The organism is Aliiroseovarius sp. D2-2, from assembly GCF_055809455.1.
Map to the genome: position 1 here is coordinate 382921 of NZ_CM147913.1, position 15201 is coordinate 398121.

Below are 15201 nucleotides of genomic sequence, written 5' to 3' on the forward strand. Positions count from 1 at the left end.
ATGGATCTCGCAAAGTTTGCGATCGAAAAGCGCCTGATTTCAGCGCTTGCTACGATCCTTATTCTCGTCGCTGGTTATTTTGCATACGTCAATCTTCCGCGTTTTGAAGACCCTGAATTCATCATTCGGCAGGCGCAGATTATCACGCCATACCCTGGCGGCAGCTCAGAAGAAGTTGCGACTGAAGTTACGGATGTTATTGAGAATGCGCTTCAGCAACTTCAAGGCGTCAAGGAAATCAGTAATCCTTGTCGTCGCCGGGCCTTAGCGAAGTGTCCGTCGAATTCACCATTGCTTCTGCTAAAACTTATCCGGACCTTTACCAGCGTTTCGCGCAGATGCGTGCCAAGATAGACGACATTCAATCCACACTGCCGCCAAATGCTTTGAAAAGCCAAGTCTATGATGATTTTGGTGATGTTTACGCCCTCTATTTCGGTGTGACAGGAGACGGTTTTTCGATCACAGAGCTTTATGAGTATGCCAAGCAGTTACAGCGCGAATTGGTGCTGGTGGATGGTGTGTCAAAGGTCATCCTCAGCGGTGTGCAGGACGAGGTCATCTATGTCGAGTATTCACCCGCCCGCCTAATTGAGCTTGGTCTGTCGCCATCCCAGATCGGAAGTGTTTTGGAGGGTCAGAACCTCGTGACTCCTGGAGGTACCGTACTTGGCGGCTCGACGCGTATCGAAATTCGCCCAGAAGGGGCGTTTGGCTCGCTTGATGCCATCGAAAACTTGGTAATCTCCAACCCGACATCTGGCGCATCCTTCCGACTGTTCGACATTGCAACGGTTAGCCGAGGGCTGCAGGAACCAGCACGAAGCTTGCTCTTCCTCGACGGACAACAGGCGATTGGCATCGGCATTTCAAACGTTATTGGTGGCAATGTCGTCAACATGGGCGAGGCGGTTCATCAAAGGCTGGAAGAGTTGATTTCAGAACGTCCAATTGGCATTGAACTTCAATCCATCTCGGACCAATCCGTCAGCGTAAAAGCCTCGGTTAGTGATTTCGTGATGAATGTTGTGCTCGCCCTCGCGATTGTTGTGGGAACGCTATTAATTTTCATGGGCTTGCGATCTGGCATCCTGATGGGTGGCATCCTGCTTGTGACCATCGCGGGCACGCTGTTTGGCATGTATCTTTACGGGCTCGATATGCAACGGATCTCGTTGGGCGCACTGATCATTGCCCTGGGTATGCTGGTCGACAATGCCATCGTTGTGGTCGAAGGAACCTTGGTGCGTGTGCAAAAAGGCGAGAACCCAGCCGCGGCATCCATTGCCGTGGTCAACCAAACAAAATGGCCCCTTTTGGGGGGGACCATTGTGGGCTTTCTGGCTTTTTCGCCCATCGGTCTGTCACCGGATTCAACGGGTGAATATGCAGGCAGCCTGTTTTACACAATCATGATTGCCCTGATGTTTTCTTGGCTCGTGGCAATCTGGCTTACCCCCTATTTTTGCACATTGTTGCTGAAAGAGGGCACCGCCGATGAAAAACCCGAGGGTGCCATTTTGGGTGGTTATCGCAGTATCCTCAATCTTGCAATTCGGTTCAAATACCTGACGGTTGTCGGCGTTTTGGCTCTTTTCGCCAGCGCAATCATCGGGTTTTCGTTGGTTCCCGCAGGGTTCTTCCCAGCTTCGACCCGTGCGCAGTTTGTGGTGGACTACTTCTTGCCTGCGGGCACCGACATCTCTCAGACGGAAGAGGATCTGTTGGATATCGCTGAACATGTGCGCGGGCTAGACGGCGTGACAGGCACCAACACTGTGGCGGGCAGTGGCCACACGCGCTTTATGCTGATTTATGAGGCTGAGAGCGGAAACCCGAGTTACGGGCAGATTTTGGTCGATGTTGAGGACTACACGCAGATTGCGGGTCTGCAGCAACCAATTCAGGAATACATTGAAGAAACCTATCCTGCGTCGCGTTCAAAGGTTTGGAAATTTGTTCTTGGACCAGGTGGCGGATCGAAGGTCGAGGCGCGTTTCTTCGGAAATGACCCCGAAGTTCTACGAGAACTTTCTGCGCAGGCGGAAGAAATCCTCGCCGATGCGGGCGCCATTGCTATCAAAAATGACTGGCGCGAGCAGAAGAAAGTAATTCGCCCGATCATCAACACTGAAAACGCGCGCAGGCTTGGCCTGACACAGGGTGAGATTTCTAATGCGTTTTATGCTCACTTGACGGGAACCAATATCGGCGTATTCCGCGAAGGAGATGAGCTGCGTAACATCATCATGCGACCGTTTGAAGCCGATCGAATGGATGTAGATTCATTGCAGCAAGTGCAGGTTTTCAGTGCCGCGACAGGGCGTTACATCCCAATCACTCAGGTCGTGGATGATTTTCAGCTTGTTTTCGAATCCGGAAACTTGCGCCGGATCAACCGGGCACTTGCGATCACCACGCAAGCTGACAATGCGCCAGGGGTTCTTTCAGGCGACTTGTTTGCTGCCGTGCGCGCACCGATCGAAGCAATAGAGCTGCCGCCAGGCTACGGATTTGAATGGAAAGGTGAGTTTGGTAACTCTACTGAAGCAAATGCTGGATTAGCCGCGACCATGCCCATGGGATTTGGCGCGATGATCATTGTAGTGTTGCTGTTGTTCAATGCCGTCCGCCAGCCAGTGATTATCTGGCTCACCGTACCGTTGGCGATCATCGGTGTGGTCTGGGGGTTGGTTGCCAGCCAAACAGCAATGGAGTTCATGGCCATCTTGGGCATTTTGGCTTTGACTGGGATGCTCATTAAAAATGCGATTGTGTTGATTGATGAAACCGATACTCAGATCGCGAACGGGAAGGCTCGTCTGTTAGCCGTGACCGATGCAGCCGTCAGCCGGGTAAGGCCAGTATCGCTGGGTGTATTGACCACTGTGCTTGGTGTTATTCCATTACTGTGGGACCCCTTTTTCCAATCACTGGCAGTGGTCATCATCTGCGGTCTGACGTTTGCGACGATCCTAACGTTGATCATCGTGCCGACGCTATATGTGCTGTTCTTCAAAGTTAAGCCCGCTGAAAACGGATAGTTAGATGGAAATTGAAGTTCCGGCGTTCATTGCAGTCACACTTGGATTCGTTGTGTTTTTCCTTGGGTCTTTTTTGACACGAAAAGTTGCCCTTTTGGGCGACTACAACATCCCGGAACCTGTTTCCGGGGGGCTAGCCGTTGCTCTGCTGACTTGGGTGTTTTTCGCGACAACAGGCCAGCAAATTACCTTTGATTTGGAAGTACGCGACTACTTGCTCGTCGTGTTCTTTGCCACAATTGGTTTGAATGCACAGATATCTGACTTGTTTCGCGGAGGGCGCCTGCTAGCCTTGCTCTTGGCGCTGACCTTAGCGTTCATGATCTTGCAAAATCTCGTGGGCCTTATCGGTGTTACGGTTTTTGGCTTACCGTCAGCAACGTCTGTTCTTGTCGGCTCTGCTTCGCTGATCGGCGGACACGGCACCGCCATCGCATGGGGCCCTCAGATTGAGGACCTCACAGGTTTCACAGCGGCTCCTGAAATGGGCGTGGCTTCGGCCACGCTGGGCTTGATTTTAGCAGCAATCTTGGGCGGTCCAATTGCAAAGCGTCTGATTGACAGGAACAACTTGCAGAGTGACCAAACAGAAGAACCGATTGTTGGTCTGGAGTTTGATGATCAAGAAAACCCGGACGATCTTATCAACCATATCAGCCTGATGCGGGGCATGCTCGCTGTTCACGTCGCTATCTTGATCGGCTACATTTTGCATCTTGGAATCATCGAGGCCGGAGTAAAACTCCCGCTCTTTGTCCCTTGTTTGCTTGTCGGTATCGCGATGTCCAACTCGATCCCATACTTGCTTCCAAAAATCACATGGCCCGCACGGACAAAATCACTCGCTATCATCTCAGATTACTGTCTGTCAGTTTTCCTGGCGATGTCACTGATGAGTCTCCAGCTGTGGACACTCGCGGAACTTGGTGGACCCATCCTGTTCGTTCTTGTGCTTCAAGTTGTCATGACAGTTGCCTTCATTCTGATTGTCTTCTTCCGGCTGATGGGCAGTACATATCAAGGGGCCGTCCTGAGTGCAGGTTTCGCCGGTTTCACACTGGGTGCTACGCCAACGGCTATCGCCAATATGTCGTCTGTCACGAAACGCTATGGCCCAGCGCCATTGGCCTTTATCGTGCTGCCACTGGTCTCAGCCTTCTTTGTCGATCTCGCAAATGCAGTTATTATTCAGTTTTTTGTTAGCCTTTGATGATGCGTAGTGCCCTGAGCAATTTGAGTTGTTTGCTGATTTCTTAGGTTCGAGTACCCGGTTTGCCTTCCTTTGGCGAATTGTCTTCTAATGCGTCTCGCTTTTGGGCACACAGTCATACGCACTCCCTCACATATTAAACAACGTCCCAACACCATAGGCCAACGCCGCCGCAGCCCCTCCGATCAGCGTTGTTTCAAGTGCCGACCGCCACCATGGGCTGAGTGACCAGCGGCTTTTCAGGGCGCCGATGGCGAAGAAGCTGGCCATTGTCATCCATGCAGAGATGGTGAAGGCGCTGTCGAGTTTGAGGATAAAGGGCAGCAGGGGGATCATTCCGGCGACGAGGAATGAAAAGAACGTGGTTAGCGCTGCTGGCAATGGGTGCGGGTCAATTCCGCCCAGACCGTATTCGCCCTCCATCATCATGTTGATCCAACGCTCTTTGTCTTTCGTGACGGCGTCCGTTGCTTCGTCCAAAATCCGGTCGCTCAGCCCCTTTTTGGAAAGGATTTCAAGCACTTCCAGCCATTCCCCCTTCGGATATGCTCGGATGTGTTCCTCTTCTATTTTTCGGATGCGGCGGTAATTGTCCTGCTGCGCCTTGGTGCCGGAATAGGCCGCCGCCGCCATCGAAAACCCGTCCGCCAGCACGTTGGCCAATCCCAAGATGACGATGATAAAGGGCGATAGGCCAGCCCCGGCAACACCTGCCACAATGGCAAAGGTTGTAACCGACCCGTCAATGGCCCCATAGACCGCATCGCGCAGCACGCCTTTCCCTGCGGGCGCGCCAATACGTTCAGCGATTTCCTGTGGGCTGTGTCCGTGATCTGACATGTTTGGCCTCCTTCATCACAATGTGAAGGAATGGCGACCTTGCTGCCTTAAGCCAGATCAAGGGACGAGTTATAGGCCAAACAGAGCCTAGTCTTCCGGGCGTGTGGCTTGATCCCCCATCAGGTACCGCGGCCCTGCACCTTTATCCGCCGCCACGTCATCCGGATTGTAAAGTGCGCAGCGGTCCAGCGACAGGCAGCCGCAGCCGATGCAGCCGTCCAGCTTGTCACGCAGGCGGGTTAGAGCCTCGATCTGTTCGTCCAGTTCCGCGCGGAAGTCTTGTGAGATCTCGGTCCAGTCTTTGGCGGTCGGTGTGCGGCTTTGGGGCAGGCGGGTCATCACCTCGCGGATGCGATCCAGCGTGAAGCCGAACTTCTGCGCGATCATCACGAAGCTAAGACGGCGGATGTCTGACCGCAAAAACCGTCTTTGTCCGCCTGCGTTACGTTCGGGAGTGACCAGGCCTTGGGTTTCGTAATAACGGATCGCGGACACAGCCAGCCCGGTGCGTGTGGCCAAGGTCCCGATGGAAATCTCGTTTCTGCGTTCCATGTGAAACCTCCGAAAGAAAAAGCTTGAGCTAAAGTTAACTTTAGGAATTATCAACTGAGTCGCAAATGAAATCAAGGAGGCCAAAATGGCAATTCTAGAACATGTGAATGTGACTGTAAGCGACCCCAAAGCGACCGCCGCATGGTTGGGCGCGGTGTTTGACTGGAAGATCCGCTGGGAAGGTGATGCGATGTCCGGTGGCTACACCGCCCATGTGGGGGATGAGGGCAGCTATGTGGCTCTATACACGCCCAAAATGGCGATGAAAGACCCCCAGCATTCCTATACGACCCGCGCTGGGCTGAACCATGTGGGCGTCGTTGTGGACGACATTGACGCGGTCGAGGCGCGCGCGAAAGCCGCTGGGTTCAAGCCGCATAACCACGGGGATTACGAACCGGGAAAGCGTTTCTATTTCGACGACCATGATGGTGTGGAATGGGAAGTTGTGTCTTATGCCTGATGAAATGGGGGCGGGATCAAACTCGCCCCTGTTCACCATATGTTTCTGGGTGTAGGGTCGCATCAAATGCGCGAAACCGGAGGACATCATGAGCTTCACTCTTGCCACCTGGAACATCAACTCGGTCCGTTTGCGCGAACCGATTGTACTGAAGCTTTTGGAAGAGGAAGCACCCGATGTGCTGTGCCTTCAGGAATGCAAAAGCCCGGTCGAAAAGATCCCGCTGGAGGGCTTCGCAGCGCTTGGCTACACCCACATGGTTGCGCGCGGGCAGAAGGGCTATAACGGCGTTGCGATCCTGTCGCGTATTCCGATGGTCGAAACCGAAAGCTTTGATTTCGCCGATCTTGGCCATGCGCGCCATATCGCTGGGCAGCTGGAAAACGGTGTGACGGTACACAATTTCTATGTCCCCGCGGGCGGCGATGTGGCGGATCGAGAAGTGAACGAGAAATTCGGCCAGAAGCTCGATTACCTCACTGACATGCGTGATCACTTCTTCAAAAATAGGCCGAAGAAATCCATTCTTGTGGGCGACCTGAACATCGCCCCACGCGAAGATGACGTTTGGTCCCACAAGAAACTTCTGAAAGTGGTCAGCCACACCCCGGTCGAGGTTGAAGCGCTGGCCGAAGTTCAGGATGCGGCCGGTTGGGTCGACATCACGCGGCAAGATATTCCCGATGGGCAGCTATACAGTTGGTGGTCTTATCGCGCGCGCGATTGGGATGTTGCCAACAAGGGGCGACGTCTTGATCATGTCTGGTCAACGTCGGATATTTCCAATGCAGGCCACGGATCGCGCGTCATGCGAGATGCGCGCGGGTGGGAGAAACCGTCCGACCACGCGCCAGTCTTTGCAAGTTTCGACCTTTAAATCTGGGCACGCAGGGGTCATATAGTCCCGGTGGAATTTAACGGAGCCAAAGCCATGGAAATCGAACTGGGCGGCGCGCCTGAGGGCGTGGAACTGATCAAAGATGTGGGCGAAGCGACCTTCATGCAGGACGTGATTGAGGCGTCGCAAGAGGTTCCGATCATCGTTGATTTCTGGGCGCCTTGGTGCGGCCCGTGCAAAACGCTTGGCCCCGCTTTGGAAGCAGCCGTGACCGAAGCCGGTGGTAAAGTCCGCATGGCTAAAGTGAACGTGGATGAAAACCAGATGATTGCTGGCCAACTACAGGTCCAATCGATCCCGACCGTCTATGCCTTCTGGCAAGGACAACCTGTTGATGGGTTCCAGGGCGCTGTTCCGCCGTCCGAGATCAAAGCCTTTGTTGAAAAAGTGGCTGCTCTTGCTGGCGATGGCGGTCTGGCTGACGCAATTGTCGCCGCGGAAGAGATGTTGGATGCAGGCGAAGTGCAGGATGCCGCACAAACTTTTGCTGCGATTTTGGAAGAAGACCCGAATTCTGCGCCAGCCTTTGCTGGTCTCGTACGTTGTCATCTGGCCGAAGGTCAGGCGGACGAGGCTGAAGCCACGCTGAACGGCGTCCCTGCCGAGATCGCAGATGCACCTGAACTGGAAGCCGTGCGTGCACAGATCGAGCTTGCCCGACAAGCCGAAAGCGCTGGGCCCTTGGCCGAGCTTCGGACCGCAGTGGACGCAAACCCTGACGACCACCAGTCTCGTTTTGATCTGGCCATCGCATTGAATGCTGATGGCAACGCTCAAGGTGCCGTCGATGAATTGCTTGAACTGTTCCGCCGGGATCGTGAATGGAATGACGCCGCTGCGAAGACCCAGCTTTTCACAATTTTCGACGCGTTGGATGCTAAGCGATCCCATCGCGCTGACGGGTCGGCGCAAGCTTTCGTCGATGATCTTTGTGTGAATGGGAAAGTCGCGCTAGACTGGGATCATGATCTCATCTGCTGACCTGCCGGATACACTTCCGATCTTTCCTTTGCCGGGCGCGCTGCTTTTGCCCCGCGGCCGGCTTCCGTTGCATGTGTTCGAACCGCGTTACCTTGCGATGGTCGACGACGCGCTAAAATCACCCGAGCGTTTGATCGGAATGATCCAGCCCATAGGCGAGGAATGCGGCGAGGATACGAGGCTTCACAGCATTGGATGTGCTGGGCGGATCACGTCTTTCACGGAAACCGATGATGGGCGCTATATGGTCACGCTTATCGGGGTGTCGCGCTTTCGGTTAGGGCAAATTGAAACCGGATTTACGCCGTATCTGAAGGCGCAGATGGGCTGGGATAGTTTCCACAGAGATCTTGGTAAGTCCGAGCATGATAGCGGGCTGAATCGCGAGGTTTTCCTGAGCCTTCTGACCCGCTACTTCAACTTGCAGGAACTCCAGACCGATTGGGAAAGCCTTGAATTTGCGGAAGATGAACTGCTGATCAACGCCCTGTCCATGCTTTGCCCGTTTGCCGCTGAGGACAAACAAGCTTTGCTTGAAGCGCCGTCCTTGCAAACACGGCGTGAAACCCTTGTAACGCTTATGGAATTTGCGTTACGCAAAGGCGCAGGCGAGGTGAAAGTGCAATGAACGAGCCATCTGAAACAAAATTCGACCGTCGCATGATCGAAGCTTTGGTCTGTCCTCTGACACAAGCCCCCTTAAGCTATGACGCAGAGAAGCAAGAGCTGTTGTCCAAAGCCGCCAATCTGGCTTTCCCGATCCGCGGTGGCATTCCTGTGATGCTGGTTGATGAGGCCCGCAAAATTGAAGACTGATGCGGCCGACGGCCACTAAGTTACAGCAGATACGTTCCTTAGATGTCTAAAACCAGTTGATCCGGTCGCGGAACTCTCTTCGATCCGGAAAACGGTGCGCGTGTTCCTTAAGCAGGTTTTTGGCAGCATCCGGCGACCGCAAGGGACGACATAGGGTTATCAAACGCTCTAGGTAATTCGGCGTCGCGGGTTCAAGCTTGCAGGCGTTTTCGAAACACTCAAAAGCCTTCTCAAAGTCACGCGATTGGACATAGCGTTTTCCGAACAAAGCCAAGGCTTCGGGACTGGTGAAGAAAACCTGTTTGTTCGCCTCGAAAAGCTCGAACATGCCATCGCTGTCTTCCAACTTGTCCAGCATTCGGGCCGACGCCAGCAATGCTTCAAGTGTATCTTCTGCTTGTTGTCCCGCGGGACTTTCGATGTAACTTCGCACCACGTCCGCCATGATCCGAGCGACCAGATCCGCAGACACGTGACGATAATCTCCACGCGACCATGCGACCGTCGGGTTTGACAAAGTAACGAACTCATAGGATGGGAAATAGTCCACGCCTTCGCGGTTCAGCACGAAGTGTTCCAATGCGGCGCGTTGAACGGATTTGGAATAGGCGTTGGCAACCAGAACATCCATGTCGCGGAAGGTCGATAGAAGCGGTACTGGCGAAACTGTCAGCAGCATCTTAAGAGGCTTGGTGCGGTGCTTTGTCAGAAGGGCGTGAATTTCTTCCAACCCACCCAAGACATCCTGAAAGCTCAACACACGAAATTCGAACCGTTCAGGGTCTGCATTAACCATAGGCTGCGGCGGGGAAACGTTCAGGTATATGCCAAGTTTGTTGTCATACCATGTTTCCACATAGCCAAGCGTGATAATGATAACATCCGCATCCTGGACGCGCCCCATGACCTCGGTAAAACGCTGTCGGAAGCCCATGATCTCATCCAACGGGTATTTCAAACGCGACATACCCAGCTGTAGGTCCGCGTATTCCTCACCCTCGTTTACCGAATAGATGATGTCCTCTCCCGGAAAGGTTTCCGGTTCGAGCGCCCAACGGATTTCGTTCAGGATCGAGTGAATTGAGTATTTGTTGTAGAAGTTTGCTGCAAATCCAAGGCTCTCCCCTATTGGCCCAAGATCCAGTTCACGGCTGGTGACAGCCAAACCGTTGTCGATAAGTGCACTTTCTACATTCCGCGCGAAGCAAGAACCGATGGTGAAGATTGTGTCGTCGGGCTTGATACTGAACGTCGGACTGGCCGCTGGGGACGCCAACGGATACAGCCGATCCCCATCCCTCTCGGGCGAGGGGTAGCGCCGCAATTTGTTGCGTCGAATGCGCTTAAAGGCCTGCGCGCCAGAGATGGACTCTAAGGGGTTATCGGTCATCTGGTCACTCGAGATTTGTACAATGCTAAGAAGTTTGTACACCTCAAGAGCTTAAGGAAAAAGGCATATGGGGTAGAAGACGTCAAAAACCTCGAAGTTTATTAATCTGGAATGCGTTTTAGAAGTGACGCAAGATGCGGGCTTTTTGGGTTGATTGCCTGAACTCGCTCAGCAATGTGCCGGGCGCTTTTCGGATCATTGGCCACCAGTTCCTGCTCTGCAAGTTCGATCAAGGCTTCGGGATTGTCTGGTACCAGTTCGAGCGCCTTTTCGACAGCAGCACGAGCTTCATCGGGGCGGTTCTCCAGGCGCAAAAGCTGTCCCAGCAGGGCGAGCCTTGCCGGCCGTGCGGGTTTGGGAAACAAATTGACCGCTTCGCGCGCGAGTTCGATGGCTTCGGCATTATTCCCACGAAGCGCCAAGACTTTGGTCAGTTGGGCAATTACGGCGCGAGCTCGTGGCGAGACTTCGTATGCCCTACGTAGGATATTTTCTGCTTCGTCCAGCTGCCTTTTGCCGATATTTACGCCTGCTAGCATGACGCTGAACTGTGGGTCGTCTTTGAACTTAGCCAAGGCTGTCGAGAAGAACTGTTCCGCATCGTCCAGGCGACGTTCGCGTTGGGCCAGTGCACCAGCCATCAGGTAGAATTCGCGTGAGGTTGCCCCAAGTTTTTCTAGTCGCGACAGGATCCCCGCTGCGGCCTCGCGCGAACGTTGGCGGGTCAGAATTTCTGCGTATTGAACCAGACCACCTTCTTCAGTCGCCTGTTCAAGCACCGCTTCCATTTGATCCAACGCCGCCGATGCTTGTGGGTTCTCGGCGTCATAGGCGAAGTTAGATGGGTAAGCGTTTGGTGATTTGTGGAACAGTATCGCGTCACTTGTGCGTTCGATCGAAAAGATCATGGGGGCCAATGCGTCGATTTCGGCCTTGGGAAAATGCACGATAATCTCAACATGATCGACCATCGTGAAGCGGTGTTTGGCATAGGCCATCACCGCACCATCCGGGGTGAATTCTTTTGCGGGATCGTCACTGCGTACGACCAGAACGCTATTGTCGCCCATATCACTTAGGCGCGTTTCCAGCACGTCAGTATCGAAAGGTGCGTCGTCTGAAAGTGTCCAAACCGCAATGTCAGCAGTGCTATCCTTTTTGGATGTTGCGACAGAGCCGGTAACCTTTGTAAGCGCCGCCAGATCAACATCATCCCGACCGTGCATTATAAGCTTGGGGTTCTTCCCATTGAATCGGTCAAAGAGGGAAGAGGTAAATACATCTCGATCAGAGCCGTCTTTGTCGCGCTTATGTAGGGCGATGATATTGTGAAACCGTTCGATCCCTGCCACGTCGCGGATTAGCGGGTCATCACTTTTGGTGTTCAGCTTTTGCAACAAAGTGCCAAAGAAACCAACGCTGTTGGGTTCGTCCAGCGTCAAAGACCCACCAAACCGCGGATGGAACGAGGTTTGCACATCTTCAGCAATGTAGACCCCACCGGATTTAAGAGTGGGGAACAGAATGTGATAGCTTTCGACAATGTGTTCGTTCCGATGTGATCCGTCATCAACGATGATATCGAACGGGCCACGTTCGTCCACGAGGTCTTTCAGAAAATCCGGATCAATCTGACTGCCTTGCAGGATTTTGACCCGTGGTCCAAGGTCCATCGTCTTTTTCTGAATGTCGATCCCGGTCACTTCCCCATTTTCGAAGAAATCACGCCACATGCGCAAAGATTGCCCGCCACGATCATCATCCGCATATCCTCCGACCCCAATTTCCAGGATCTTCACTGGCTTGTCTCGCAAATGGGCCAGAAGCTTGAAATAGTTCGGTGTGTAATCGTGATAGCCGAACTTGTCCGTGCCGTGCAGGATCGCAAATTCTGAAAGGGGATCGGTCACTGTGCGCTGCTCCTGTACAATGATGTACTGTTTAAAGGTGAATGATTAACGTTTCTCAAAGGGTTTGAAGGCCTGCTTTTGCGAGACTTCCAATTCGGCCAAAGCCTCTTTTACTTGAGCATCGTTCAGGTGTTCCCACGGGGTCGATTCTTCGATGAAGCCGCCTTGCTTCAGGCGCTCATACATCACAGTGAAATCTACTTCACCAAAAGACACGCGGCTAGGGCGGTTGTCAGATTCCGGAATCCAATTTCGTAGAAGTGCACTGACAGTGGTCGTATCAATGCCCTGAAATGCTTTCAGCTGGCGGGCAAAATATTCGTCCAGATTGCCGGCGCGGCGCGCAATGCAAGCCACTTTCTGATCGGCATCACCAACCAAAGCGGCAAGGTGCAAAGGCGAACAATCGGTTGATACGATATAGCGTGCAGCCCGGTAAGCTTCGATCTGTTCTTCGAAATTGTGCTTTTGCGGGTGGAATGGAACATAGCCTTCGGCCTCAAGCTTCTCTTCCAGAATTTTCTCGCCCAAAATGCTGCCACGCTGAGGTGGCAGTTGCGAGCGCGAGATATAGATCTTTTCGGCCCCCTTAGGGGCGGGCGTATGATCGCTGATACGGCTGACAAAATCCCGAAACTCGGGTGCGCCTTCGATCATGTCGAACATGCCGAAACCCTGCTGCGGCACGTAAAGCTTCTCGATCCGGGTGGGATCTTCAATATTGAACAGCGGAACATCAACGCCCAGCATTTCAGTCAGCGGTTTAAAGACGCTCAAAACATGCTGCGGACGGTTTTGAAATTTGGGAACCCAGACCACGCCATCAATTTGATCACGTAGCTGATCCACGGCCCACAAGCGGCAGATACTCTCCACCAGAAAATGCCCAAAGTGACCGAACAAGGGGCCAGCGAACATATAGTGCCCCGACATCTCGGTGATATCTTCCGCAGCGGGCATCGGGGGTTCCAAGTTGACCTGATTGGTGTTGCGCCACGTGATGCTGTTGGCCACGAAATTGCCGTCAGCATCCAACACACCTGATTTCTGAACTGACCGGTTTGCATCACCCTTGGGCGGAGGCACCACAAGTGCGTTGTCCAGTACATCAATCTTATCGGCGATGCTGTCAGCCAGCGAGGGGGCGCTAAGGGTCATTTGTTTGTTTTATCCGTTTTGCCTGAAGGGTGCCGCTGCTTTACCTTGTGCGCAATGGCGGTGTGGTAGTGATCAGATAGCCATCCCGCAAGCCGCAATGCAAGCTGATCCCGGCCTTGATCATTTAATCGGTCCGCCAGACCATTTAAGAACCAAGGCAAGTCGCGGCGAGTTCGATAGAGGGCGTAATAGCGTGCAGGTGTTAGTTTCCCAGCCACCGCATCGCGCATGATCTGTTTCAATATTTTTGCGCGGCGCAAAAACAGCGCTGACTTATGCGATGAATACCAGCTTTTCAGAAAGCGGATATTCGTGCCGGTATACCTTGCAGCGTGTTTCGCGTCGGGTTCAAAATATGGGTCATACACCACAAAGACCTGGTCAGCTTTGCTGCAATGGCGGGTTGCGTCGGCATAGCGGCCGGACCAGTCCTGTTTTCTGCCCGAGTTAAAGCGTTCTTCCCAGGGAACCAGCTTTTCATGCAGGGTGGATTGCGGAGAAAACGCCAAAACCGTGCAGTCGGGTACCAGATCGGCCAAAGCCGTGGCAGCATAGGCGCCCATAGACGTTCCGGTCAGCACGACATTTTTGTAGCCCTTAAAGAACCCGTCTTTGGCCAGCTTCTCGAACGCATCAAATAGATCATTATCGCGATACCAGTAGCGTTCGAACGCAAGCACACCCAGATGGGACCAACCTTCGTCGCGATAGAAGGGATAGCCCCAAGTCTCGCGCGAAAGTGCCGGGTCATTGACGTTGGACAGGTTATCAAACGAAACGATCAAAACGTCAGAATTGCGATCCGAGAATTGCAGCGCGCACTTAGGCTGGGATTGATAGAACCCTTTGCGGTGTTTGCTGCGCCGAAAATCAGCCAACCATCGTGGGGCGGCGTCAGTCTGTTTGACGGCGACGGTGTCCTCGGGGGCGAATTCCTCGGCTTGATCAAGGGCCGGTGACAGCAATACCAACAGGGCTGCGTCTTTCGGGGTCTCGCGATCTAGGCCCGAATACATTGTGGAAATGGCGTTGGTATGGGTCGTGACGCATGCATGATGGGCATCGCGAACACTGGGCAGAGCCATAAGCGTTTCTATCTGAGCTGCCAATCTGGTGGTGAAAGGCAGCATCACCGGCCGATGCTGTTCATTGCAGTTGAACCGGGCATACGCGCTGGGGTCATAGGTCTGGGTGTCACTGCCGGGCAGGGTGGTGCCAAGCGACTGCATGACGAAGCTTTCCGTGCTGCGGATTTTGTAGTGATGCACCTCGCAAAGATCGCGGCCATCCTGACCGGCAGGTGCCCGCCATCCTTTTTGCTGCAAGGAGGTGTCAAAGCGATCACCGGACCCGTTCACCCAGATGAAGTTAGGATCGGTTTGGAGATCTTCGCGAAAGATTGGCCGGTGGGGTTTTAACTGATCGGCCACCGCGGGCCGAAACAGAGTTTTCAAACCGGGATGTGGATTGTCTTGAAGGGCAGCATCAGAGGCGGCGTAGGTAAACTGCATGGTGACCGGCGCATCTGTGAAGGCGGTCAGATTGCTATCCCCGAAAAAGCGCCAACAGGGGCTGATCGCTTGGGCGTCAGGTGTCGCATCAAACAGTGCGCCCAAGCTGCCATCACCGGTGTGGATCATCAGAAACTCATCCACATCCAGCACCATAGCCCAGTCAGCGCCCTGCACTTCTGGAAGGTTTATGGCCTTGTTCAGCGCACGGGTTGCATGATCCATCGCAGCATCTGGGTCAGCATTATCGACGCGCTTGATCACGCCTGCCTTGGCCAAGGCATCCAAAAGAGGAGTCGTTTGGTCCTGCGAAGGTTCGTCGAAGATGATGATCTGATCGAAGCCGATCATCCGGTGCCACGCAATCCATTCGACCAGATAAGGCCCTTCGTTGCGGGCGGAGGTGATTAAGGTGCGTTGGGGCATAG

General features: G+C 53.6%; 13 protein-coding genes and 1 pseudogene. 8 read left to right on the forward strand and 6 right to left on the reverse strand.

The window, feature by feature from the left end; all coding sequences use genetic code 11:
- From AC0L6A_RS01840 to gltS, 3 genes are read left to right on the forward strand one after another with little or no spacing between them, the layout of a single operon-like run.
- Positions 1-354 carry an efflux RND transporter permease subunit gene (locus tag AC0L6A_RS01840; protein ID WP_473291824.1) on the forward strand — a complete coding sequence of 118 codons (354 nt, stop codon included), beginning with the start codon at positions 1-3 and terminating at the stop codon, positions 352-354.
- Positions 273-3044: an efflux RND transporter permease subunit gene (locus AC0L6A_RS01845; RefSeq protein ID WP_473293346.1), complete on the forward strand. Its 2772-nt coding sequence runs from the start codon at positions 273-275 to the stop codon at positions 3042-3044. Before AC0L6A_RS01840 ends, AC0L6A_RS01845 begins: the two co-directional genes overlap by 82 nt.
- Before the next feature lie 4 nt (positions 3045-3048).
- Positions 3049-4254 carry a sodium/glutamate symporter gene (gene gltS, locus AC0L6A_RS01850; RefSeq protein WP_473291826.1) on the forward strand — a complete coding sequence of 402 codons (1206 nt, stop codon included), beginning with the start codon at positions 3049-3051 and terminating at the stop codon, positions 4252-4254.
- 129 nt (positions 4255-4383) lie between these two features.
- Here the strand turns inward: gltS and AC0L6A_RS01855 are convergent, their stop codons facing one another.
- Together AC0L6A_RS01855 and soxR are read right to left on the reverse strand one after the other, a co-directional pair.
- Entirely contained in the window at positions 4384-5094 is a 711-nt protein-coding gene (locus AC0L6A_RS01855) for a VIT1/CCC1 transporter family protein (protein ID WP_473291828.1), read from the reverse strand.
- 87 nt (positions 5095-5181) lie between these two features.
- Positions 5182-5646, reverse strand: coding sequence for a redox-sensitive transcriptional activator SoxR (gene soxR, locus AC0L6A_RS01860; protein ID WP_473291830.1), 465 nt, complete (start codon positions 5644-5646; stop codon positions 5182-5184).
- Positions 5647-5731: 85 nt separating this feature from the next.
- Between soxR and AC0L6A_RS01865 the strand changes: the two genes are divergently transcribed.
- From AC0L6A_RS01865 to AC0L6A_RS01885, 5 genes and pseudogenes are all read left to right on the forward strand, one after another.
- The gene (locus tag AC0L6A_RS01865; protein WP_473291831.1) at positions 5732-6109 is read left to right on the forward strand and encodes a VOC family protein; all 378 of its coding nucleotides are present in this window, start codon (positions 5732-5734) and stop codon (positions 6107-6109) included.
- 88 nt (positions 6110-6197) lie between these two features.
- Entirely contained in the window at positions 6198-6986 is a 789-nt protein-coding gene (locus AC0L6A_RS01870) for an exodeoxyribonuclease III (RefSeq protein WP_473291833.1), read from the forward strand.
- Between the two features lie 54 nt (positions 6987-7040).
- Positions 7041-7944: pseudogene (trxA, locus tag AC0L6A_RS01875) on the forward strand (thioredoxin).
- 27 nt (positions 7945-7971) lie between these two features.
- Positions 7972-8616, forward strand: a complete 645-nt coding sequence (locus AC0L6A_RS01880) for an LON peptidase substrate-binding domain-containing protein (protein WP_473291835.1) — start codon at positions 7972-7974, stop codon at positions 8614-8616.
- Positions 8613-8804 (forward strand): Trm112 family protein, encoded by a 192-nt coding sequence (locus AC0L6A_RS01885; RefSeq protein ID WP_473291836.1) that lies wholly within the window; start codon positions 8613-8615, stop codon positions 8802-8804. The genes AC0L6A_RS01880 and AC0L6A_RS01885 overlap by 4 nt, the downstream gene beginning before the upstream one ends.
- A gap of 46 nt (positions 8805-8850) precedes the next feature.
- Here the strand turns inward: AC0L6A_RS01885 and AC0L6A_RS01890 are convergent, their stop codons facing one another.
- The 4 genes from AC0L6A_RS01890 to AC0L6A_RS01905 all read right to left on the reverse strand — a co-directional run bounded on the left by AC0L6A_RS01890 (position 8851) and on the right by AC0L6A_RS01905 (position 15199).
- A complete protein-coding gene (locus AC0L6A_RS01890) occupies positions 8851-10194 on the reverse strand; it encodes a GSCFA domain-containing protein (RefSeq protein ID WP_473291838.1) in 1344 nt (447 codons plus the stop codon).
- 101 nt (positions 10195-10295) lie between these two features.
- Positions 10296-12104, reverse strand: a complete 1809-nt coding sequence (locus tag AC0L6A_RS01895) for a tetratricopeptide repeat protein (protein WP_473291840.1) — start codon at positions 12102-12104, stop codon at positions 10296-10298.
- Between the two features lie 45 nt (positions 12105-12149).
- Positions 12150-13262 (reverse strand): glycosyltransferase 61 family protein, encoded by a 1113-nt coding sequence (locus AC0L6A_RS01900; protein ID WP_473291842.1) that lies wholly within the window; start codon positions 13260-13262, stop codon positions 12150-12152.
- The gene (locus AC0L6A_RS01905) at positions 13259-15199 is read right to left on the reverse strand and encodes a glycosyltransferase family 2 protein (RefSeq protein ID WP_473291844.1); all 1941 of its coding nucleotides are present in this window, start codon (positions 15197-15199) and stop codon (positions 13259-13261) included. Before AC0L6A_RS01905 ends, AC0L6A_RS01900 begins: the two co-directional genes overlap by 4 nt.
- Positions 15200-15201 lie beyond the last annotated feature (2 nt).

What these genes read in the sequence shown, in the direction of transcription:
- AC0L6A_RS01865 (WP_473291831.1), top strand. Translation starts at nt 5,732, where the DNA reads ATGGCAATTCTAGAACATGTGAATGTGACTGTAAGCGACCCCAAAGCG.
- AC0L6A_RS01840 (WP_473291824.1), top strand. Translation starts at nt 1, where the DNA reads ATGGATCTCGCAAAGTTTGCGATCGAAAAGCGCCTGATTTCAGCGCTT.
- AC0L6A_RS01900 (WP_473291842.1), bottom strand. Translation starts at nt 13,262, where the DNA reads ATGACCCTTAGCGCCCCCTCGCTGGCTGACAGCATCGCCGATAAGATT.
- soxR (WP_473291830.1), bottom strand. Translation starts at nt 5,646, where the DNA reads ATGGAACGCAGAAACGAGATTTCCATCGGGACCTTGGCCACACGCACC.
- AC0L6A_RS01905 (WP_473291844.1), bottom strand. Translation starts at nt 15,199, where the DNA reads ATGCCCCAACGCACCTTAATCACCTCCGCCCGCAACGAAGGGCCTTAT.
- AC0L6A_RS01870 (WP_473291833.1), top strand. Translation starts at nt 6,198, where the DNA reads ATGAGCTTCACTCTTGCCACCTGGAACATCAACTCGGTCCGTTTGCGC.
- gltS (WP_473291826.1), top strand. Translation starts at nt 3,049, where the DNA reads ATGGAAATTGAAGTTCCGGCGTTCATTGCAGTCACACTTGGATTCGTT.
- AC0L6A_RS01890 (WP_473291838.1), bottom strand. Translation starts at nt 10,194, where the DNA reads ATGACCGATAACCCCTTAGAGTCCATCTCTGGCGCGCAGGCCTTTAAG.
- AC0L6A_RS01855 (WP_473291828.1), bottom strand. Translation starts at nt 5,094, where the DNA reads ATGTCAGATCACGGACACAGCCCACAGGAAATCGCTGAACGTATTGGC.
- AC0L6A_RS01880 (WP_473291835.1), top strand. Translation starts at nt 7,972, where the DNA reads ATGATCTCATCTGCTGACCTGCCGGATACACTTCCGATCTTTCCTTTG.
- AC0L6A_RS01885 (WP_473291836.1), top strand. Translation starts at nt 8,613, where the DNA reads ATGAACGAGCCATCTGAAACAAAATTCGACCGTCGCATGATCGAAGCT.